The sequence below is a fragment of the Planctobacterium sp. AWM4_229 genome, from assembly GCF_056160305.1.
The window spans coordinates 307,256-329,902 of the sequence record NZ_JBSWWX010000001.1 but is presented as its reverse complement, the minus strand read 5'-3'; the positions used below and the strand labels follow the sequence as shown (position 1 = coordinate 329,902).

Annotated in this window: 14 protein-coding genes; 12 read left to right on the top strand and 2 right to left on the bottom strand. The window is 45.6% G+C overall.

All coding sequences use genetic code 11. The features are described from left to right. Positions 1-18: 18 nt before the first annotated feature. On the top strand, positions 19-870 hold the full coding sequence (locus ACXAGP_RS01420; protein ID WP_475259065.1) for a DUF2306 domain-containing protein: 852 nt from the start codon (positions 19-21) through the stop codon (positions 868-870). Positions 871-1,060: 190 nt separating this feature from the next. Here the strand turns inward: ACXAGP_RS01420 and gltA are convergent, their stop codons facing one another. Continuing rightward, complete coding sequence (gltA, locus tag ACXAGP_RS01415; RefSeq protein ID WP_475259064.1) at positions 1,061-2,341, bottom strand: citrate synthase; 1,281 nt, start codon at positions 2,339-2,341, stop codon at positions 1,061-1,063. A 442-nt stretch (positions 2,342-2,783) separates the two neighbouring features. Between gltA and sdhC the strand changes: the two genes are divergently transcribed. From sdhC to sucD, 8 genes are all read left to right on the top strand, one after another. Continuing rightward, positions 2,784-3,158 (top strand): succinate dehydrogenase, cytochrome b556 subunit, encoded by a 375-nt coding sequence (gene sdhC, locus ACXAGP_RS01410; RefSeq protein WP_338292858.1) that lies wholly within the window; start codon positions 2,784-2,786, stop codon positions 3,156-3,158. Beyond that, positions 3,152-3,499 carry a succinate dehydrogenase, hydrophobic membrane anchor protein gene (gene sdhD / locus ACXAGP_RS01405; RefSeq protein WP_475259063.1) on the top strand — a complete coding sequence of 116 codons (348 nt, stop codon included), beginning with the start codon at positions 3,152-3,154 and terminating at the stop codon, positions 3,497-3,499. The genes sdhC and sdhD overlap by 7 nt, the downstream gene beginning before the upstream one ends. After that, positions 3,500-5,266 (top strand): succinate dehydrogenase flavoprotein subunit, encoded by a 1,767-nt coding sequence (gene sdhA, locus ACXAGP_RS01400; protein ID WP_475259062.1) that lies wholly within the window; start codon positions 3,500-3,502, stop codon positions 5,264-5,266. It begins immediately after the preceding gene. 11 nt (positions 5,267-5,277) lie between these two features. Further along, a complete protein-coding gene (locus tag ACXAGP_RS01395; RefSeq protein WP_475259061.1) occupies positions 5,278-5,988 on the top strand; it encodes a succinate dehydrogenase iron-sulfur subunit in 711 nt (236 codons plus the stop codon). Between the two features lie 133 nt (positions 5,989-6,121). Then, entirely contained in the window at positions 6,122-8,944 is a 2,823-nt protein-coding gene (locus ACXAGP_RS01390; protein ID WP_475259060.1) for a 2-oxoglutarate dehydrogenase E1 component, read from the top strand. Between the two features lies 1 nt (position 8,945). Continuing rightward, complete coding sequence (gene odhB, locus ACXAGP_RS01385; RefSeq protein ID WP_475259059.1) at positions 8,946-10,427, top strand: 2-oxoglutarate dehydrogenase complex dihydrolipoyllysine-residue succinyltransferase; 1,482 nt, start codon at positions 8,946-8,948, stop codon at positions 10,425-10,427. 111 nt (positions 10,428-10,538) lie between these two features. Then, on the top strand, positions 10,539-11,705 hold the full coding sequence (gene sucC / locus ACXAGP_RS01380; protein ID WP_338292852.1) for an ADP-forming succinate--CoA ligase subunit beta: 1,167 nt from the start codon (positions 10,539-10,541) through the stop codon (positions 11,703-11,705). Then, positions 11,705-12,577, top strand: coding sequence for a succinate--CoA ligase subunit alpha (gene sucD, locus ACXAGP_RS01375; protein WP_338292851.1), 873 nt, complete (start codon positions 11,705-11,707; stop codon positions 12,575-12,577). Before sucC ends, sucD begins: the two co-directional genes overlap by 1 nt. A 62-nt stretch (positions 12,578-12,639) precedes the next feature. On the opposite strand, the gene ACXAGP_RS01370 is transcribed toward sucD, so the two are convergent. Further along, the gene (locus ACXAGP_RS01370) at positions 12,640-13,095 is read right to left on the bottom strand and encodes a hypothetical protein (RefSeq protein WP_475259058.1); all 456 of its coding nucleotides are present in this window, start codon (positions 13,093-13,095) and stop codon (positions 12,640-12,642) included. 478 nt (positions 13,096-13,573) lie between these two features. On the opposite strand from ACXAGP_RS01370, the gene ACXAGP_RS01365 reads away from it, so the two are divergent. The 3 genes from ACXAGP_RS01365 (at position 13,574) to ACXAGP_RS01355 (ending at position 22,646) form a co-directional block, all read left to right on the top strand. Further along, entirely contained in the window at positions 13,574-17,767 is a 4,194-nt protein-coding gene (locus ACXAGP_RS01365; protein ID WP_475259057.1) for an alpha-1,6-glucosidase domain-containing protein, read from the top strand. Positions 17,768-18,202: 435 nt separating this feature from the next. Continuing rightward, complete coding sequence (locus tag ACXAGP_RS01360; protein WP_475259056.1) at positions 18,203-21,037, top strand: TonB-dependent receptor; 2,835 nt, start codon at positions 18,203-18,205, stop codon at positions 21,035-21,037. 115 nt (positions 21,038-21,152) lie between these two features. Continuing rightward, on the top strand, positions 21,153-22,646 hold the full coding sequence (locus ACXAGP_RS01355; RefSeq protein WP_475259055.1) for a tryptophan halogenase family protein: 1,494 nt from the start codon (positions 21,153-21,155) through the stop codon (positions 22,644-22,646). Position 22,647 lies beyond the last annotated feature (1 nt).

Here is a 22,647-nt window from a genome sequence, read left to right as displayed (position 1 = left end):
CGTAGTTATGAGGATCAAATGTTGGAACAGGCTCAAATCAAAACTTCATCGACAATTACTGCCAGGGCACCGGATAAGTGGCTACATCGCTCAACGATATTCTGGTTTACCTCTATTTTGGCGGGGCAGTGGATTTTCTTTTTGTTTATTATCGCGTTTTATCTTTATTCAGTTGTTTCTGGCAACCTGGAGATTTGGAACCGTTTTGAACCTTTTGGTAGTACTCCCTTTAAACCAGAGGACACAATGGGTAACTTCGCCTTTGCCAGCCATGCCATAGGTGCCGGAATTATTGCTTTTGCTGGAGTATTTCAGCTAATGCCACAAGTGCGAAACCGATTTCCAAGATTTCACAAATATACAGGTTATGTTTATTTAACAACGGTTTTGGCGCTTGCACTATCTGGCTTTTATCTGGTGTGGATCCGTGGTACCAGCCCGAACATGCATTCTGCTATTGGCACTACTATCAATGGTATTTTAATCATAGTGTTTGCGTTTTTGACAGTGCATTACGCAAGAAAAAGAGACATAGCGGTACACCGAAAATGGGCCTTGAGATTGTTTCTTGTTTCTAATGCACAGTGGTTTTTAAGGGTCGGTATGATGAGTTATTTTATTGTTGCTAACGTGTTGGACGTTCCTTCTTCATTTTTCCCGGTTTTCTCTCTTACCTGGACGTTTGGCTGTTTTCTGTTGCCATTAATGATGTTGCAGTTGTACTTTTACGCCAAAGAGAATAACCGGGCCGTGATTAAGTACATCGCCAATGGAGCGTTAGTGTTACTTACCTTGTTGATGCTGATTGGTATCATTGGCTTTACGCCCATTTTGCATAAGCTCTCAATCGGCGCGCCGATTGTGTTTTAATCAACCTCGTTAAACGGTTAAACGCTATGGCTGAAGATTATATGGATGGAATTGCTATTACCGCTGCTATTCATCTGATTAAATTGAAGGTTAGTAGCGTGACTGATTATTGCTAGTTTCTTGATTACGGGCACAAAAAAGGCAGATTTCTCTGCCTTTTTAATAATTCCGGCTAATTACCGAAAATGACTTATTTCTTAATCGGCTGGAAAGGACGTTGCACTTCACCAGTATAAAGCTGGCGAGGACGACCAATTTTCTGACCTTCCTGGCCTAGCATTTCATGCCAATGAGAAATCCAACCAACTGTTCTTGCCAGAGCGAAAATACAAGTGAACATGTTAGTTGGGATGCCAATCGCTTTAAGAATGATACCGGAGTAGAAATCTACGTTCGGGAACAACTTCTTAGAGGCGAAATATTCGTCTTCAAGCGCGATTTTTTCCAGTTCCATTGCCACCTGCAATAATGGATCTTTTACTTCCAGTTCAGATAGCACTTCGTGACAGCTTTCACGCATTACTGTAGCGCGCGGGTCGTAGTTCTTATAAACACGGTGACCAAAGCCCATCAGACGGAAGGGATCGTTTTTATCTTTTGCTTTCGCGATGAACTCAGGAATGCGATCTACTGTGCCAATCTCTTCCAACATGTTTAAGCACGCTTCGTTAGCACCACCGTGAGCAGGCCCCCAAAGTGATGCAACACCCGCAGCGATACAGGCATAAGGGTTGGCACCTGATGAACCTGCCAAACGCACGGTAGAAGTCGAAGCATTTTGCTCGTGATCGGCGTGTAAGGTGAATATGCGATCAACAGCACGTGCCACTGCCGGGCTGATTTTGTACTCTTCAGCTGGTACGGAGAACATCATGTTCAGGAAGTTTTCAGCGTAAGACAGATCGTTGCGCGGATATACAAAAGGTTGACCAATATTGTGTTTATAAGCCATGGCCACCAAGGTTGGCATTTTAGCTACTAAACGATAGGCACTGCGCAGACGTTTCTCAGGATCGCTAACATCAAGGTCGTCGTGGTAGAAAGATGACATGGCACCCACAGTACCGCACAACATAGCCATAGGATGGGCATCAGGACGGAAACCGTGGAAGAAGTTAGTCATGGTTTCATGCACCATAGTATGGCGCGTGATGGTGCTCTTGAACTCAGCGTATGTCGCCGCGTCTGGTGCTTCACCATGTAACAACATGTAGCACACTTCCAGGTAATCGGCGTCTCGTGCTAACTCCTCAATTGAGTAGCCTCTGTGTAACAAGACGCCTTTTTCGCCATCAATAAAGGTAATAGATGACTCGCATGAGCCTGTGGCCATAAAACCTGGGTCGAAAGTGAAGTGCCCGATGGAACCCAATTTTCTAACATCAATTACCGGGTTTCCTGCAGTACCTGTGTGTACCGGCAGTTCAATTTCTTTATCACCAACTTTTAATATGGCTGTATCAGCTGCCATAAAAATTCTCCTTTAGAAAGTTCTAGGGGGGCGCTCATTGATTCGTCAATTATGGACGAGGCTCTTAAAGTAGACGGTAGTTTTACTTTATCCCTATAGTATAAGCAAATTTTAATGCGGATTTCATTGCTAAGTATGCATATTTCTAAAACTTTGATCACATTGCTCAAAATTTTAACAATCACGTCTTTGATACGTAACAAAAATTGTATTTCCTGAAACCCATGGATATACTTCAGTGCGACAACGTAAATCTGCCGGGCTGGCGCTGTTATTGGTCTGCAAGGTGATTTCGTTAATAAAATGTAAAAATCCAATTTGCACTACATACGTATGTATCAATGTGATGTGAACAAGAGATGGCTACATTCAATGTGGAACACTCATATGTTGTGGTAACAAATGAGTCAACAAAATAAACATTCCAGGTTGGCGACAAATCGTGAAAAAACAAAGACCCGTAAATTTAGAACTTAATACGATTAGTTTTCCCCCATCTGCTCTGGTTTCCATTCTTCACCGTGTAACAGGCGTAGCATTATTTTTTGCTTTGTTGTTGGTGATTGGAGCTTGGGCATGCTCATTAACCTCACCAGAAGGTTTTGCTAATGTCAGTGAGTTGATGAGTGGCGTTATTGGTAAGCTATTAGTGATCGGTACAGTATCGGCACTGACTTACCACATTCTTGGCGGTGTCCGTCATATGTTTATGGACATGGGACATTTCGAAGAATTAGAGTCCGGCAACAACAGCGCTAAATTCATTATTGGCCTGTGGGTTGTACTGACCGCAGTGATGGGAGTAATGATATGGTAACTAACCAGGCAAGCCTGAAACGAGACGGTGTACAAGATTTCGTATCTTTGCGTACTACCGCAATTGTTATTTTAGCCTACAGCATCTTCATGCTGTGGTTCTTCGCAACAACACCTGAAATTACTTTTGAAGTATGGTCGGGATTTTTCTCCAATCTCGGTGTGAAAGTATTCACCCTGGCCGCGCTGGTATCCATCATGATTCATGTGCGCATTGGTTTATGGCAAGTGCTTACCGATTACGTTAAGCCGCACCGTGTTCGTATTGTTGTTCAGTATTTATTAAACCTGATTGCATTTGCATACGTAGCAGTGGGTTTGTTTGTTTTGTGGGGTGTGTAAGTGAAAGTCGCTGTTCATGAATTTGATGCGGTAGTAATTGGTGCCGGTGGTGCTGGTATGAGAGCCGCTTTACAAATATCTCAATCAGGTAAATCTTGTGCGCTGTTGTCTAAAGTGTTTCCGACGCGTTCGCACACTGTATCCGCACAGGGTGGTATTACTGTTGCCTTGGGAAATGCCCACGAAGATAACTGGGAATGGCACATGTACGATACCGTTAAAGGTTCCGACTACATCGGTGACCAGGACGCTATCGAGTATATGTGTAAAACTGGCCCTGAAGCCATTATTGAAATGGAAAACATGGGTTTACCTTTTTCACGTTTTGAAAATGGTAAAATCTACCAGCGTCCGTTTGGTGGTCAATCTAAGAATTTTGGTGGCGAGCAGGGTGCTCGTACCGCAGCAGCGGCTGACCGTACAGGTCACGCGTTACTGCACTTGCTTTATCAGCAAAACGTAAAGAACAAAACGAAAGTATTCAGCGAGTGGTATGCACTGGATCTGGTGAAAAACCAGGACGGTGATGTTGTTGGTTGTACCGCAATCGATATTGAAACTGGCGAAGTGGTTTACTTCAAGTCCCGAGCGGTTGTATTAGCAACTGGCGGTGCTGGCCGTATTTATGCCTCAACGACTAATGCTCACATCAACACAGGTGACGGCGTGGGTATGGCACTGCGTGCAGGCGTATGTTTGCAAGACATGGAAATGTGGCAGTTCCACCCAACGGGTATTGCAGGTGCTGGTACGCTAGTGACAGAAGGTTGTCGCGGTGAAGGTGGTTACCTGTTAAACAAAGACGGTGAACGCTTCATGGAGCGCTACGCACCAAATGCCAAAGATCTGGCTGGTCGTGACGTGGTAGCCCGTTCAATGATGACAGAAATTCGCGAAGGTCGTGGTTGTGAAGGCCCATGGGGTACTCACATTAAACTGAAACTAGACCATCTGGGTAAAGATGTGCTTGAGTCACGCTTGCCGGGTATCTTGGAATTATCCCGTACCTTTGCACACGTTGATCCAGTAAAAGAGCCGATTCCGGTCATACCAACTTGTCACTATATGATGGGTGGTATTCCCACCAATGTTGATGGCCAATGCTTAACAATTGCGGAAGACGGTACCGAGAAAGTGGTTAAAGGTTTATTCGCTTGTGGTGAAATCGCCTGTGTATCAGTACACGGTGCCAATCGTCTGGGTGGTAACTCGTTACTTGACCTGGTGGTATTTGGCCGTGCAACAGGCCTACACCTTGGTGAAGCGCTTAATGAAGCCGATACCTCGCGTGATGCATCTGAGTCTGACCTTGAAGCCGCTCTGGCACGCTTTAATCGTTGGGAATCATCAGAAAAAGGTGAAGATCCAGTTCAAATCAAGAAAGACATGCAGCAGTGCATGCAGCTGAACTTCTCTGTATTCCGTGAAGGCGATGCGATGGCAACAGGCCTGAAAGAATTGAAAGAGATTCGCGAGCGCTTACAGCACGCACGTTTGGACGACAAGAGTTCGGAATTCAACACTCAGCGTATTGAGTGTCTGGAACTGGACAATCTGATGGAAACTGCCTACGCAACTGCAGTAGCGGCGAATTTCAGAACGGAAAGTCGTGGTGCGCATAGTCGATTTGATTACCCAGACCGCGATGACGCTAACTGGTTGTGCCACTCGGTGTACTTGCCTGAATCTGAGTCTATGCGCAAGCGTGACGTCAACATGACGCCTAAAACTCGTGAAGCATTTCCACCTAAGACGCGTACTTACTAAGGAGCAAGACAATGATAAGAGAGATTTCCGTTTATCGTTACAATCCTGACGTTGATAGTGCGCCTCATATGCAGGACTATCAGCTGGAAGTGGAAGAAGGCCAGGATATGATGGTGCTTGATGCACTGCTGGCACTGAAAGAAAAAGATCCAACTTTATCTTTCCGTCGTTCTTGCCGAGAAGGTGTTTGTGGCTCCGATGGTGTGAACATGAATGGCAAGAACGGTCTGGCTTGTATTACGCCATTATCGGCCTTGGGCAATGGCAAAATCGTTATTCGTCCTCTGCCAGGCTTACCGGTAGTGCGTGACCTGGTGATTGATATGACCCAGTTCTACACGCAATATGAAAAAGTTAAGCCGTTTTTGATCAATGATTCTAAGCAACCGCCAGCGCGTGAGCATCTGCAATCACCTGAAGAGCGTGAAAAGCTCGACGGTTTGTACGAATGTATTTTGTGTGCTTGTTGCTCAACTTCTTGTCCTTCGTTCTGGTGGAACCCAGACAAGTTCATCGGTCCTGCAGGTTTATTGCATGCCTATCGCTTCTTAGCCGATAGCCGTGACACTGCCACGGACGAGCGTTTGAATGAACTGGATGACGCATTTAGTGTGTTCAGATGTCATGGCATTATGAACTGCGTGAGCGTGTGTCCAAAAGGACTAAACCCGACAAAAGCCATCGGTCAAATTAAATCGATGCTGTTACAACGGGCTGTTTAGCAATATAAAGCGGTAAAATCGTTTTATTTTGATTAGTAGATAGCCAATCGGACTAAGGTTGGCTATTTTTTTATTGGTGATTTGTTAGTCTGTACAAATACCTGTTTAAACCGAATACGATGAAGGGACGGTAATGCACGAAAGCGTCATGAAAGCGTGGTGGGATTCTTCACATATGGCAGGCGGCAACGCAGCTTATGTAGAAGAACTTTATGAAGCGTACCTGGAAGATCCACAAAGCGTTTCAGAAGAGTGGCGAAGCACTTTTGATAAACTACCTAAAGTTGATGGAGTTTCTATTGAAACCCGTCATAGTGTAGTTCGAGATGAATTTAAAAAGATGGCTGCTATGGGCCTGGCGGCCAGAGCACCTGTTGCTGCGGCCGGCGAAGTAGGGGATCAAAAGCAGATTAAAGTACTGCAGTTGATTAACGCTTATCGTTTTCGCGGTCATCAACACGCCAATCTCGACCCGTTAGGCCTTTGGCAACAAGAGCGGGTGCGCGATCTGGAGCTTTCACACCACAGCCTTTCTGAGCAAGACTTCGATACTGTATTCAACCTGGGCTCCTACGCTGTAGGACAAGAAAAAATGTCCTTAGGCGAGCTGTTCAAATCATTGAATCGCACTTATTGTGGCTCTATTGGTGCTGAGTACATGCACATTACCAATACTGAGCAAAAGCGTTGGATACAACAATACCTGGAAGCCGCAGAAGCAAAACCCGCGTTGACTAAAGAGCAAAAAGTAAACGTACTTAAAGGCTTGATTGCTGCTGATGGTATGGAGAAGTACTTAGGGGCTAAGTTCCCGGGGGCAAAACGCTTTTCACTTGAAGGCGGCGACGCACTTGTGCCTATGGTTAAAGCGCTTATATCTGGTTCGGGCGCTGCAGGTTCAAAAGAAGTCGTCATTGGTATGGCTCACCGCGGTCGCTTGAATTTGCTGGTCAATGTATTGGGTAAAAACCCATCGGTATTGTTTGATGAGTTTTCAGGCTTACATGATGAATCATTGGGTTCTGGTGATGTTAAATACCACGCGGGTTATTCATCTGATTTTGCTACGCCTGGTGGCCCGGTTCACTTAGCGCTGGCATTTAACCCGTCTCACCTTGAAATCGTTAACCCGGTAGTTATGGGATCTGTTCGTGCCAGATTAGACCGCCGTGGTTGCAGTGACGGCTCCATGAGTTTGCCAATTACTATCCATGGTGACTCCGCTATTGCAGGCCAGGGTGTCGTACAAGAAACTTTCAACATGTCGCAAACTCGCGGCTTCCAGGTTGGCGGAACGGTTCGCATTGTGGTTAACAACCAGGTAGGTTTCACAACTTCTAAAACGGAAGACACGCGTTCTACTCAATACTGTACTGATATTGCCAAAATGGTACAGGCGCCGATTTTCCACGTAAACGCAGACGATCCGGAAGCGGTGATCTTTGTGTCGCAAATGGCATTGGATTATCGCAATACGTTCAAACGCGACGTGGTAATTGATTTGGTATGTTACCGTCGTCACGGTCACAACGAGGCTGATGAGCCAAATGCCACACAGCCGTTGATGTATCAAAAAATTAAGAAACATCCGGTACCTCGTCAGATTTATGCCGATCAGTTGATCGCAGAAGGCACGGTAACTGCTCATGAAGTGGAAAAATTGATTTCTGAATATCGTGCGGCTTTGGATCACGGTGCTTGTGTTGTGGAAGAATGGCGACCAATGACTGAGCACTCAGTGGATTGGACACCTTATATTGGTCACGATTGGGACGTACCTTACGACGGCAGCTTGAGTGTTGATACACTTAAGCTGCTTGGCGAAAAAGTTTGTGAAATTCCAGAAGGCTTCAAACTACAGTCTCGAGTGAACAAGCTCTACGCAGACAGACTCTCCATGATGAAGGGCGAAAAACCTCTAGACTGGGGCGCGGCGGAAACCTTAGCGTATGCCACTTTGCTGGCTGAAAAAACCGATATCCGTTTTACTGGTCAGGACGCAGGTCGTGGTACCTTCTTCCACCGTCATGCTGTGATGCATAACCAATTGGATGCTGCGGAGCACATCCCGCTTCAGCATATCGCTGAAGAGCAGGGGGTATTTGAAATTTATGATTCAGTGCTGTCGGAAGAAGCGGTTATGGCTTTTGAGTTTGGCTATGCCACAGCGGAGCCCGGCACATTGACGATTTGGGAAGCGCAGTTCGGTGATTTTGCCAATGGTGCCCAGGTCGTTATCGATCAGTTCTTGAGTTCTGGTGAGCACAAATGGGGACGTCTGTGCGGTTTGACACTTTTACTACCTCACGGTTACGAAGGCCAGGGGCCGGAACACAGCTCTGCCAGATTAGAGCGTTTCTTACAGCTTTGTGCCGACCATAACTGGCAAGTATGTGTGCCCTCTACACCAGCTCAGGTTTACAACATGTTGCGCAGACAAGCGGTTCGTCCTATGCGTCGCCCGCTAATCGTAATGTCGCCTAAATCGCTATTGCGTCACCCGCAAGCCGTTTCTTCTATGGAAGAACTTGCCTCAGGTGTGTTCCACAACGTTATCGATGAAATAGATGACATTAAACCGGCTAAAGTAAAACGGGTTGTCATGTGTTCCGGTAAGGTTTACTACGATTTGTTAGACTATCGCCGCAAAAATGAAATCGAAGACGTCGCCATTGTGCGTATCGAACAGCTTTATCCTTTCCCTCATGACGAGGTTGAAAAGATGGTGGAGCGCTATAAGCATGTTAAAGATTGGATTTGGTGTCAGGAAGAGCCTCAAAACCAAGGCGCCTGGTACTGCAGTCAGCACCACTTCTGGGACTCTATTCCAGAAGGGGCAAAGGTTACCTACGCAGGCAGAGCCGCATCTTCAGCGCCAGCTGTGGGTTATTTATCAGTCCATAACCAGCAACAGAAGAAACTGGTTGAAGAAGCACTAGAATTAAATAAGGATTAAAATGAGCATTGAAATTAAAGTTCCTGTATTGCCGGAATCTGTGGCTGATGCAACGGTTGCCACATGGCATGTCAAACCAGGTGACAAGGTATCTCGCGACCAGAATTTGGTGGATATCGAGACCGATAAAGTCGTTTTAGAAGTGGTTGCTCCAGAAGATGGTGTAGTCACAGAAATTAGTAGCCCGGAAGGGGAAACCGTTCTGGCTGAACAAGTCATTGCTTTAGTGGAAGCGGGCGCAGCTGCTGCACCTGCTCCCAAAGCTGAAAACAAAGAACAATCAAACTCTGGCGAAAGCGCAAAAGGTGAATCAGTGGATATTAAAGTACCTGTGTTACCTGAATCGGTAGCAGATGCAACAATAGCAACCTGGCATGTACAACCAGGTGAAGCAGTGTCACGCGATCAAAACTTAGTAGATATTGAGACTGACAAAGTGGTTCTTGAGGTGGTCGCTCCTGCAGACGGCTCACTGTCTGAAATCCTTCATAATGAGGGGGATACTGTTACTGCTGAACAGGTTATCGCCAAGTTTGCTGCTGGCGCTGGTGCCGCTGCACCGGCTCCCGCTGCTGCAGATGAAAGCGACTCTGATGATGATGTTTTAAGTCCTTCAGTACGTCGCTTACTCGCCGAAAAAGACATTGATCCTGCCAAGATAAAAGGCTCAGGTAAAAACGGTCGCATCACTAAAGAAGACGTTGAGAAACACTTAAAAGGTGCCTCCGCTGCACCTGCTCCAGCTGCTGCAAGCACTGAAGCTGCGCCAGTTGCCATGGCTGATCGTTCTGAAAAACGCGTGCCAATGACGCGTTTGCGTAAAACTATCGCAAACCGTTTATTGGAAGCGAAAAACTCCACTGCCATGTTAACCACATTTAATGAAGTTAACATGAAGCCCATTATGGACCTGCGTAAGAAATACCAAGAAGTTTTCGAGAAAAAGCATGGTATCCGTCTTGGGTTTATGTCGTTCTATGTAAAAGCGGTAACCGAAGCGCTTAAGCGTTATCCTGAAGTAAACGCGTCAATTGATGGTGATGATATTTGTTACCACAATTATTTCGACGTTTCGATTGCGGTTTCTACACCTCGCGGACTGGTAACACCTGTTTTGAAAGACTGCGACCAATTGGGTCTGGCAGGTATCGAAAAAGGTATTAAGAGTCTGGCACTAAAAGGCCGTGATGGTAAATTGACTATGGATGAACTCACCGGCGGTAATTTCACAATTACCAACGGCGGTGTATTTGGTTCATTGATGTCTACGCCTATCATCAACCCACCGCAAAGCGCCATCTTGGGTATGCATAAGATTCAGGACAGACCTATGGCAGTGGACGGCAAAGTAGAGATTCTGCCTATGATGTATCTGGCGCTGTCTTACGACCACAGAATCATCGATGGTAAAGAGTCCGTCGGCTTCCTCGTAACTGTTAAAGAAATGCTGGAAGACCCGACACGCTTATTGTTGGATGTATAAGTAAGTATGCCGTCTTTGACGGCATTACTTTATTGCTGCAAGGAAGCACGCTGACTTAATATTTCAGGTCGATCAATTCGACAGTTTTTAAATAATCACGGAAATTTCACCATGAATTTGCATGAATATCAGGGTAAACAGCTATTTAAAGAATATGGCTTGCCCGTCTCAGAAGGTTATGCAACCGACACTCCACAGGCAGCTGCAGAAGCTGCAGATAGCATCGGCGGCAACGAGTGGGTTGTTAAATGTCAGGTACATGCCGGTGGTCGCGGTAAAGCGGGCGGCGTTAAGCTGGTAAAAAGTAAAGAAGAAATCAAAGAGTTTGCGCAAAAGTGGTTAGGTCAAAACCTGGTTACTTTCCAGACTGACGAAAACGGTCAGCCAGTAAGCAAGATCTTAGTAGAGTCCTGCACTGATATCGCTGATGAACTGTACTTAGGTGCCGTTGTTGATCGCGGTACGCGTCGCGTAGTATTCATGGCTTCAACTGAAGGCGGTGTGGATATCGAAACCGTAGCGGAAGAAACGCCAGAGAAAATCTTGAAAGCGCCTATCGATCCAATCGTTGGTCCACAGCCTTACCAGGCGCGTGAAATGGCCTTTAAACTAGGCCTGAAAGGTGTACAAATTAAACAATTCACCAAGATCTTCATGGGTCTGGCGAAAATGTTTGAAGATCTTGACGTTGCCCTAATCGAAATCAACCCGTTAGTTGTTAAAACTGATGGTGATTTACACTGCCTGGATGCCAAAGTAGGCATCGACAGCAATGCCATGTACCGTCAGCCTAAGCTGAAAGAAATGCACGATCCTTCACAGGAAGACGCCCGTGAAGCACATGCGGCTCAGTGGGAGTTAAACTACGTTGCTCTAGACGGAAACGTAGGTTGTATGGTTAACGGTGCGGGCCTGGCGATGGGTACCATGGATATCGTTAATTTGCACGGTGGTAAGCCTGCAAACTTCCTTGACGTGGGTGGCGGTGCCACAAAAGAGCGCGTTGCTGAAGCATTTAAAATTATCTTGTCTGATGACAATGTAAAAGCGGTATTGGTAAACATCTTTGGTGGCATCGTACGTTGTGACATGATTGCTGAAGGTATCATTGGCGCGGTTAAAGAAGTCGGTGTTGAAGTGCCTGTTGTGGTTCGCCTTGAAGGTACAAATGCCGATTTGGGTCGCGAAGTGTTAGCGAATTCTGGTCTGGATATTATTGCTGCTACAAGTTTGACTGACGCAGCTCAGCAAGTAGTTAAAGCAGCGGAGGGCAAATAATGTCTGTATTAATTAATAAAGATACTAAAGTTATCTGCCAGGGATTTACTGGTGGTCAGGGTACTTTCCACTCTGAGCAAGCAATTGCTTACGGTACGCAAATGGTTGGCGGTGTAACGCCAGGTAAAGGTGGTACTGAGCACTTAGGTTTACCTGTATTTAATACGGTACGTGAAGCTGTAGAAGCCACTGGCGCAACTGCAACAGTAATCTACGTACCTGCACCTTTCTGTAAAGATTCAATCATCGAAGCTGCTGATGCCGGCATCGAACTGATTGTTTGTATTACTGAAGGTATTCCAACGCTGGACATGCTTTATGTTAAAGAATACGTAACCCAGAAAGGCGTGCGTATGATTGGTCCAAACTGCCCAGGCGTGATCACTCCGGGTGAATGTAAAATCGGTATCATGCCGGGTCACATTCACTTACCGGGTAAAGTGGGTATTGTATCTCGTTCAGGTACATTAACTTACGAAGCGGTCAAGCAAACTACAGACGAAGGTTTTGGTCAGTCTACCTGTGTTGGTATCGGTGGTGATCCAATCCCTGGCTCTAACTTCATTGATGTGCTGCAAATGTTCCAGGACGACGATGGTACCGAAGCCATTGTTATGATCGGTGAAATCGGTGGTACTGCAGAAGAAGAGGCGGCTGCGTTTATCAAAGAAAACGTAACTAAGCCGGTTGTTTCTTATATTGCAGGTGTTACTGCGCCTCCTGGCAAGCGTATGGGTCATGCTGGTGCCATCATTGCTGGCGGTAAAGGTACTGCAGATGACAAATTCGCAGCACTTGAAGCTGCAGGTGTTAAAACAGTGCGCTCACTGGCTGACATCGGTAAAGCATTGCGTGAAATTACTGGTTGGTAATTTGCGTCTGCAAAGTATTGAAAAACCCGCCTGATGGCGGGTTTTTTGTTTGTTGTTCTCAATTACAACTTGTGCTGAATACACATCAATGCGATGTCATCCCACAACCTTGTGCCACAAAGGTGGATAAGGTCACTACCGTGATTTCGCAATTCATTTTGTAGCAGTGGTGTCAATCCCAGTAAGGTTAGGTACTCATCTGATACTAAAACAAACTGTGTCTTGTAGGGCACGAGGAATTTATCGGGGTTTTCCGTTAGTGCGGCTTGTGCATCCGCATAACTGGCAAACCACATATTCAATAAAACATCGCAGCTTGAGTGATGCCAAAGCTTACCAAAATCCGATATCCCTTGTTTTCCTGACAGGACATCTAGCGCATGGTGCCAATGGCTAAAACCCGCCTTTTGGGCGAAACTTTGTTGGCAATCCGTCAAGGTTAAACCTCCAGTCACTGACTGCTCAGCTTTAAGTTGTTTCTTGGCTTTAATTTTTAGCTCGTTGATAGCTTTCATCACGCTTCCTCCTTGGAGTAGAAGGCGCAGTTCAAATTGCTACCAGCAAATTGATATAAACACACCAACGCACACAGCGAGATAAGCTGACAGGCACTAAAAGGTATGGGAACAAAAAAGCTAAAAAGCGAAAGTGGATCAAAAAATATCATTGTTTGTTTCCTAAGTTACTTTGGTTTCCGCGTTACCAACTTAGGTTCAAACGAACCGTATTTTTTAAACACCAAAAGGGTGAGGAGTCAGAGTGATGTCATCTTGAGCGGAACAGGCTTCTCTGCAGCCTTGGCGCGAAACATACACACACTTGTATTTGAAGTCAATTTATTGCTCTCAATATCAACATTGGTTTGCATACGTATTCATAACCCGATACATACGTATGCACATGTTAACGCCTTGTAAATGAAACTTTAAAAATCTAATTTTCCGCGTTGAGTCAAATTATTCGCTCTTCGAGCTTGTTTCACATGCGGAAATTATAATGAAAATACCAGGCAATAAACTCAGTTTGATTGTTTCTGGTTTGTTGGGGCTGACATTAATGTCGTGCTCTTCCGACAAACTAGAACTTCCCGAGGTCACTCCTCCCAGCATAACACCTGATACGCCCGAACCACTTAGTTGCGATGCACCAGAGGTGGCTAATGAGGCTGGCGATAGTTGTGTTTTGCCGCCAGCAACAGTCACGGCGCAAGATAACGAAGCGGTGATTTTTTACAACCGTCCGGATGGTGAATACGATGGCTGGGTACTGCATTTGTGGAACAACGACACCTGCCCGGATACGGTAGCCGAGCCCACAACATGGCCAGATGGCCCTTCCATTGCTGGAGTTGATCCTGCTTATGGTGGCTACTTCATTATACCTTTGATGGAAGACTACTCTGATTGTATGAACTTCATCGTACATGATGCTGATGGTAACAAAGACTTATCTCAGCAAGATCGCATGATGGATTTATCGGGCGATAGAATGGCCTGGACATTATCCGGTGTGCCCGATGTTTTTTATGAGGCCATAGTAGAAATACCAGTCACCGTGCAAAACGCTGCAGTCCATTGGGTGTACAGCGATACGTTAGTTTGGGGCACCGACACAAGCCAATATTCAGATATCCGCCTTTATTGGTCTGAAGCTGGTGATATTCAATTTGATGCTGAAACGGGAATTGAGGGTGATAACTTCGTTTCACTTACACTTAGTGAGGCTGAGAACAGCGAAGCGGCATTAGCATTGAATCAAGCTCAATGGGATAGTTTGAACATCAACGCTGAAGTAAGCCAAATTAAACAAATGCTCAAATCACAATTGCTGGTTGTGGCGACCGATCACGATGGTGAAATAGCGGCTGCGACACGGGTGCAAATAGCACCGGTTTTAGATGACCTATACACCAGCGGTGACAATGACGCAGATGAAGCGAGCTATGGTCCTCAATACAGCGAAAGTGAGGTGACCTTAAATCTCTGGGCACCCACAGCACAGGATGTAAAGCTTAACCTGTACGATACAGACAAATCGCTGCTTAGCTCATCAGATATGAGTTACGACGGTGACACAGGTATTTGGACTTATACTGGCAGTGCTGCAGACCTTGACAGAAAATTCTATCGCTTCGAAGTCACGGTTTTTCACCCTGTTGAGAATGCGGTTGTTACCACTGAAGCCACTGACCCTTACTCAGTGAGCGTTGCCACTAATGGACGATACTCGCAAATTGTTAATCTCGCCGATGACGACTTAAAACCGGCCAACTGGGACGACCACGTTTCTCCAGAGCTTGATAATTTCGAAGATGCGGTAATTTATGAAGCCCACATTCGTGATTTTAGTGCGCTTGACAGTTCAGTAAGCCCGGAAAACCAAGGTAAATATTTAGCCTATACAGAATCCAACTCCGTAGCTGTGCAGCATTTGCAGGCTCTGACTGAAAAAGGGCTTAACTTTTATCACATCATGCCAGCCAACGATATTGCTACTATCAATGAAGATGAGTCGCAAACCATCAATCTCGACAACACAGTTGCTGAGCTCTGCGCTATCAATGGAAACGCACCTGTTTGTGGCGTGGAAGATGATGACAATACCTTGCTGTCTGTATTTGAAAGCTATGATCCAGCAACAGAGGATGCTCAGGCATTGGTTTCTGCAATGCGCGGTTTGGACAGCTTCAACTGGGGTTATGATCCGCATCACTTTAATGTGCCGGAGGGTTCTTATTCTTCAGATCCTGATGGTACTGTCCGCATCTTAGAAATGCGCACCATGATCAAAGCGCTGCACGATATGGGGCTTAGAGTGGCACTGGACGTAGTGTATAACCATACATCGTCTTCTGGTACAAACCTTAATTCAGTATTTGATAAAGTCGTGCCGGGCTATTACCACAGATATAACCGGACCACGGGTGACATAGAGCGCTCAACTTGCTGTGAGAATACCGCCACTGAAAACCGCATGATGGCGAAATTTATGCAGGATTCATTGGTCTTGTGGGCTGAGCAATACCGCTATGACTCCTTCCGTTTTGATTTGATGGGGCACATTCCCAAGGACGCCATTCTGGAATCTTGGGAAGCGGTTAAGGCTGTTGATCCTGATAACTACTTCTACGGAGAAGGCTGGGACTTTGGTGAGGTCGGCGGAGATCGTCTCTTCGAGCAAGCCACGCAAAAGAATATGGCAGGTACTGAAGTGGGGACCTTCAACGATCAAATACGCGAAGCCATCCGTGGCGCGGCCATGTTCAGCGGTGATACTGGCAGTGGTACTTTGAGAGTGCAGGACAAAATCAGAATGTCATTAGCGGGCACCATGACGGATTTTCAGTTTGTCAGCTCCACCGATGCCTTCATCAAAACCAATACCATTGGTGGTTACGCTACCGATCCTGCAGATATCATTAATTACGTGTCTAAACACGACAATGAAACTCTCTGGGATCAGCTGAACTATACATTGCCTGCGGATATTTCTCTGGAGGACCGTGTTCGTGCGCAGAATATCTCCATGGCCACGACACTGTTGAGTCAGGGAATTCCGTTCCTGCAACAAGGTGGCGACCTGTTGCGCTCCAAATCTATGGATCGCAATACTTATGATGCGGGAGACTGGTTTAATCGCATAGATTTCTCTATGAATGGCAATAACTGGAATGTAGGTATGCCTTTGCAGTCAGAAAATGGTGGTCGTTGGGATGAGATCCGTCCCATCCTTGCGGACAGTAATCGCGCGGCCTCTATGTCGGATATTCAGTTTGCTGCTGAAGTATTCCAGGAGTATCTGGAAATACGGCAATCCACCAAGCTGTTCCGTCTGTCTACAGGTGAACAAGTCAAAGAGCGAATTGGTTTTCATAATGTTGGCTCTGAGCAGCAAGCCGGACTGATTGTCATGAGTATTGATGATGGTTTTGGCTTAGAAGACATCGACCCCCTATATGATGCAGTGGTTGTAGTGATCAATACGACGGATTCGAGTGTGAGTCACAGTATTCCAACCGCCAGTGGCTTTGCGTTACATCCTGTTTTAACCAACTCCATCGATACTCAGGTGATGAGTGCCTCATTTAACGAAAACGGCGAAAGTGGTGAATTTTCCGTTCCAGCTTATTCCTTAGCTGTGTTCGTAAAAGCACAACAAGGCGCACAAGGTTCTGGTCTGGATCAATACGCCACCATAGGTACACCAGATTTACCTGTATATGGTAATACTGCAGTTTACATTCGAGGCTCAATGAATGACTGGGGCACCAGTAATCCCATGAGTTATCAAGGCAGTGGTATCTATCAAGCGTCACTTTCACTGGAAGAAGGCGTGACTTATGAATTTAAGTTCGCCAGTGAAGATTGGGCTACGGTGAACTTCGGTGGCGGCGCTAATGGTGATATCGTAAATGCTGGCGAACCGTTGGAATTGGGTTTTGGCAACAATCTGATGTTTACGCCTGATTCTTCTGAGTCCTATATCTTTGAAGTGGACGCAACCGATGCGCAAGCACCTGTCATTACTGTCAGGGTAGAGCAGCCGTTCCCGGGTACCAGCGTATTTTTGCGCGGTAGCATGAATGATTGGAGCGAGAACAACCCGTTTGTTTATGACGGTGCCGGTATCTACAGTGTTGTGGTTGACTTAGCTGCTGGCGATTATGAATTTAAGGTGGCTTCCGCTGATTGGGAAACGGTTAACTTAGGGGGCAATGGCGATGCTTTATCCCTTGAGAGTGAGTATGGATTATTCGCAGGTGCTGGCAATATTCAAATGTCTGTGGCCAGCGAGGGAACTTATATCTTCACCGTGGATGCAGCCAATCTTGACGCCATTACCTTAAGCGTTTACCAAGGCGGCATGTATGGTGATACACCGGTATTTGTGCGCGGTACCATGAACGACTGGAGCACCTCAAACCAGATGGAGTTTGATGGAGTTAAACTCTACACAGCGGAAATAGAACTTAGTGCCGGTAGTTATGAGTTTAAAGTGGCTAGTGAAGATTGGGCCACGGTAGATCTCGGTGCTGGTTCACAAGGCAATACGGTAACGGTTGGAGAGCGGGTAACTCTTGCACCAGTAGGCGGAGACTTGAGTCTGGTTGTTCCTGAGTCGGGTATTTACCTGTTTGAGGTGATTGGTCCCTCGACAGAAGCGCCTGATATCAGAGTGACTCGCCAATAATAATTACCCATCATCAGATTTAGAAGCCGCATTTTAGATGCGGCTTTTTTATCTTAGTAATTTCAAAAATAGTGTGAAAAATATACGGTTTTTGAAACTCATTTTCGTATGCATAATATGTAAATCATGTGTTAATCGGATACTCGTCTTTGAGTCTTAATCGTTTACGAAGCTATCACATTCGCTTTCCATTCTTTTTATTAATAGAGCAAAAATTCATATAAAACAATTATTTATATCTTTTTGGGTATGTTTCTCCCAAAAATGGAATTGTTAAAAAAATGTACGATAATTTGTATGAATACGTATGCAAGGCGTTGTCAGATTTCAGAGGCAAGCGCTAGAATTGCCCTAAATAAAAATAAGAGAATCGCTGGAAAAGGTAATTCGATTTCAGCCTGACCCTTAACTCTGGTAATTAAACGGGAAAACACAATGTCACAATTCAAAAAAAGCGTGCTGGCCTTTTCGGTATCTGCTGCGATGACAGGTTTGACAGCAACTTCGGTTGTTGCACAAGAAGCTGACGACGCTGCTGATAATACTGAAGTCATTCAGGTCACAGGTATTCGCGGCGCACTACAACGTGCACAGGCAATTAAAATGGACCAAACGTCTATCGTAGAAGCACTTTCTGCGGAAGACATCGGTAAACTTCCAGATACATCAGTTGCTGAGTCATTGGCTCGTCTACCTGGCCTTGCTGGTGAGCGTCGTAACGGTCGTACCAGTGGTTTGTCAGTTCGTGGTTTTAATGAAAACTACGTAGGCACCTCATTAAATGGTCGCGAGCTTTTGGGTATGGGTGACAACCGTGGTGTTGAATACGATCTGTATCCTTCTGAAATTGTTTCCAGCATTCTGGTATATAAAACACCTGAAGCAGGTCTGTTAACTCAAGGTATCGGTGGTACTGTTGATTTGCAAACAGTAAGTCCACTGAGCGCTGATCCAACATTAACTGTTAACTTCAACTATGAAGAAAACGGTGAAGACTCTGGAAACCCGGATTTTGACAATAATGGTCATCGCCTTTCGTTAAACTTTGTAGAGCAGTTTGCTGACGATACCCTTGGTGTTGCATTAGCAATTGCTGACATGGAATCTCCTCGCCAGGAAAAACAATTCCGTGGTTGGGGTTATGGTGGTGTCAACACGGGTTCTGATCGCCGTGCAACAGACTCTGTTGCCGTTCCAGATGGTACGGTAGTGCTAGGTGGTCATGACTCATTCACACGTTCAGCTATGCTGGAGCGTACCTCTGTTGCAGCGGTCATTGAATATGCTCCTAACGATGATTTAAAAGTTCAGTTAGACGCTTTATTTATCGATTTTGAAGAAAATGATGCTCGTCGAGGCGTTGAAGAAGGTGGTGCTGAATGGGGTACCAGTGAATATTCAGTTACTGGAGTAGAAAACGGTCTGGTTACCTCAGGTTTTTATGATGGTTTCTTCTCCGTTGTTCGTAACGACGTAAGACAGCAAAGCTCAGAGTTAACCACTTTTGGTTTGAACATCGAGTATGCATTAAATGACAACTGGTCAATCGTAGCTGACTTGTCTACTGGTGAAGTAGATAAAGAATTAACAGATGTTGAGAGTTATTCTGGTGTTGGTCGTGCTGGCGTTGATGGCAGACCAAGTACGCCTCGTAGCTGGACAATGACTTCTACAGGCGTGCTTTACTCTGATCACCCTACATTACCGGGTGTTGATTTGACCGATCCAAACTTGATTACTTTAGCTGGTCCACAAGCTTGGGGCGCTCCGCTGATTGGTAGTGATGCGCAGGACGGTTTCGTAAACGCGCCTGTTTTTGATGAAGAATTGGATGCGTTCCGTTTCGAAGTGAATGGCTTGGTTGAGTGGGGTATCTTCAACAAGTTTACTGCTGGTATCAACTACGCAGACCGCTCTAAGACAAAAATCAACAAAGGTTTCTATTTGACCGCTCCTGAATACCCGGGAGAAGGTGCTATTCCTGATGTATTGGGTGTTGCAGACCTGAGCTTTATTGGTATTAACGGTGTGTTAGCTTACGACTCATTGTCACTGTATAACAGTGGTTATTACACTTCAACGGATGCAGAGCCAGTTGATGCAGGTCGTTTAGGTGATACCTACACGGTAGATGAAGAGTTAACAACGCTTTACGCGAAATTGGACATTGATACCGAAATTGGCGACATGATGTTACGTGGTAACATCGGCGTTCAAATTATTGATGCCGAGCAAAGTTCTTCAGGTTTCAGCACGTATGCCGGTGATGACGGTAATATTGTTGCAGTGCCAGTTACTGGCGGTGACTCGTACACCGACGTATTACCGACCTTGAACTTGAGCCTTGAAATTGCTGAAGACCAATACATTCGCTTGGGCGCATCTAAGATTCAGAGCCGTCCTAGAATGGACCAGATGAAACCTAACAATCAGGCTTCATTCCAGTTTAATGATACGAATATTCAATCAACAGCGATTCCAAATGGCCCTTGGTCTGGTAATGTAGGTAATCCAACACTCAAGCCTTTGGAAGCAAATCAGTTTGATTTAGCCTATGAGAACTACTTCGCTGATGATGCTTACTTCGCAATGTCTTTCTTCTATAAAGAGCTGACTAACTGGCACGCAGCTGTTAAAGAAGTGGCTGACTTTACTGATGTTTATGTTCCAGGCTACCACGCCGACAGTGAAGGTAATGCACCTGCTCTATTCTTGGGCTTGGTAGACAATACACTTGATGGACGTGAAGGCTTCGTAAGAGGCTGGGAATTCCAGACTAGCTTACCGTTTAGCCATATTCATGAAGCTTTAGACGGCTTTGGTATGTTCGCAAGTGCCACCTTTATGGATGGAGAGCTGGATCCGTTCACTTATGAGCCTCTGCCGGACGTACCGTTCACTTTGCCAAGTGAAGGGGTACCAGGGCTATCAGATGAGACTTATTCACTGACTGTTTACTATGAAAACGCTGGCTGGGAAGTACGTGTATCAGGCACCAAGCGTGATGCGTTCCAGACAGAAACTCGTGGTATCAGTTTGTCACTGGTTGGTGCTGAAGGTCAGGGCGGTGAGCAATGGGATGCTCAAATCGGTTATGACTTCAGTGAATCTGATATCGACTTCTTACACGGTCTGAGAGTGACCTTACAAGGTCAAAACCTGACTGACGAAGACGAGATTCAATTCGCAAATGGTGATCCACGTCAAGTTACTTTGTACCAGTCTTATGGTCGTAACTTCCTACTGGGTCTAAACTACTCTTTCTGGTAAGCACGAGTAGGGTAATTGAACCTGCCTAAGGTAGGTTCAAACTATCGAGTAATCACAAAGCTCCATTAAGTTCTTACTCAATGGAGCTTTTTAAGTTTTAACACAGGTGTTTTGCGTGAAGAGAAAGGTAAAAAGAGTTGTTGTTGTCGGTGGTGGTACCGCAGGTTGGTTGTCTGCAGCGGTCATCAAAAAGGTAATTGGTAATGCCGTTGAAGTGGAACTGGTGGAATCGGACGCCATTGGCACGGTAGGTGTAGGTGAAGCTACCATTCCTCCGATTCGGTTAATCAACAATGTTTTAGGCCTTGATGAAGCAGAGTTCCTGAGAGAAACCAATGCGACAATAAAATTAGCCATCAAGTTTGAAAACTGGCGAGTAAAAGGTGAGGGCTATTTTCATACCTTTGGCGCGCCAGGCCAAAGCTATGCATTTTGTCATTTCCATCATTTTTTGAAGCGGGCTCAGATGGAGCTGGGAGAAACCAGTAATATTTGGGACTACGACCTAAATTATCTGGCGGCAAAAGAAAATAAATTTGCCAAGATCAATAGCAAAGATCCTATCGTCGATTTACCTTACGCTTATCATTTTGATGCCGGACTTTATGCTCAGTATTTGCGTAAACTCAGCGAAAAAATGGGGGTGGTTCGCACTGAAGGTAAGATCACCGATGTCACTCAGCATCCAGATTCTGGGTTTATTGACCTGTTACATCTGGAAGACGGGCGACAAATTCAAGGGGACCTGTTTATCGACTGCTCAGGTTTTCGAGGATTGTTAATTCAACAAAAACTCAATACCGGCTACGAGGATTGGAGTCATTGGTTACCTTGTGACAGAGCCATTGCAATCCCTTCTGAGCGCCTTGAGCACACCTTGCCCTACACGCGCTCCATTGCACATACAGCAGGTTGGCAGTGGCGCATTCCGTTGCAGCATCGTAATGGTAATGGTCATGTGTATTGCAGCAACTATATGTCAGACGATGAGGCTTTACAGATTTTATCGGGGAATCTTGATACTCGGCCGTTGGCGGATGCTAACTTTATTAAATTTAAAACCGGCAGAAGACGCAAACAGTGGAATAAGAATGTCATTGCTGTTGGGCTTTCCAGTGGTTTTCTGGAGCCATTGGAGTCCACCAGTATTCATTTGATACAGACGGCTGTCGTGCGATTACTGCATACTTTCCCTCACGATGGCATCAAGCCGGAACTTGTAGCGGAATACAATAAACAGTCTCAAATTGAGTTCGAGCAGGTGCGCGACTTTATTATCTTGCATTACATTGCTAATGAAAGAGATGACAGTCAATTCTGGCGCGACATGCGCACTATGCCAATTCCTGATTCTCTCCGACACAAAATTGAACTTTTCAAAGAAGATGGACGCCTTTTCCGTGAAAATAACGACTTGTTTCTGGAGCCTTCCTGGTTACAGGTAATGATGGGACAGGGCATTCAACCTTCTGATTATCATCCTATGGCGAATAATATGAGCCCGGAAAAGCTACAGATGATGCTGCAAACATTGAAAAAAATCAAAGAAGAGCCACTGCAACAGTTGCCCACCCATGATCAGTTTTTAAAGCAATTCTGCGGTCGATAAA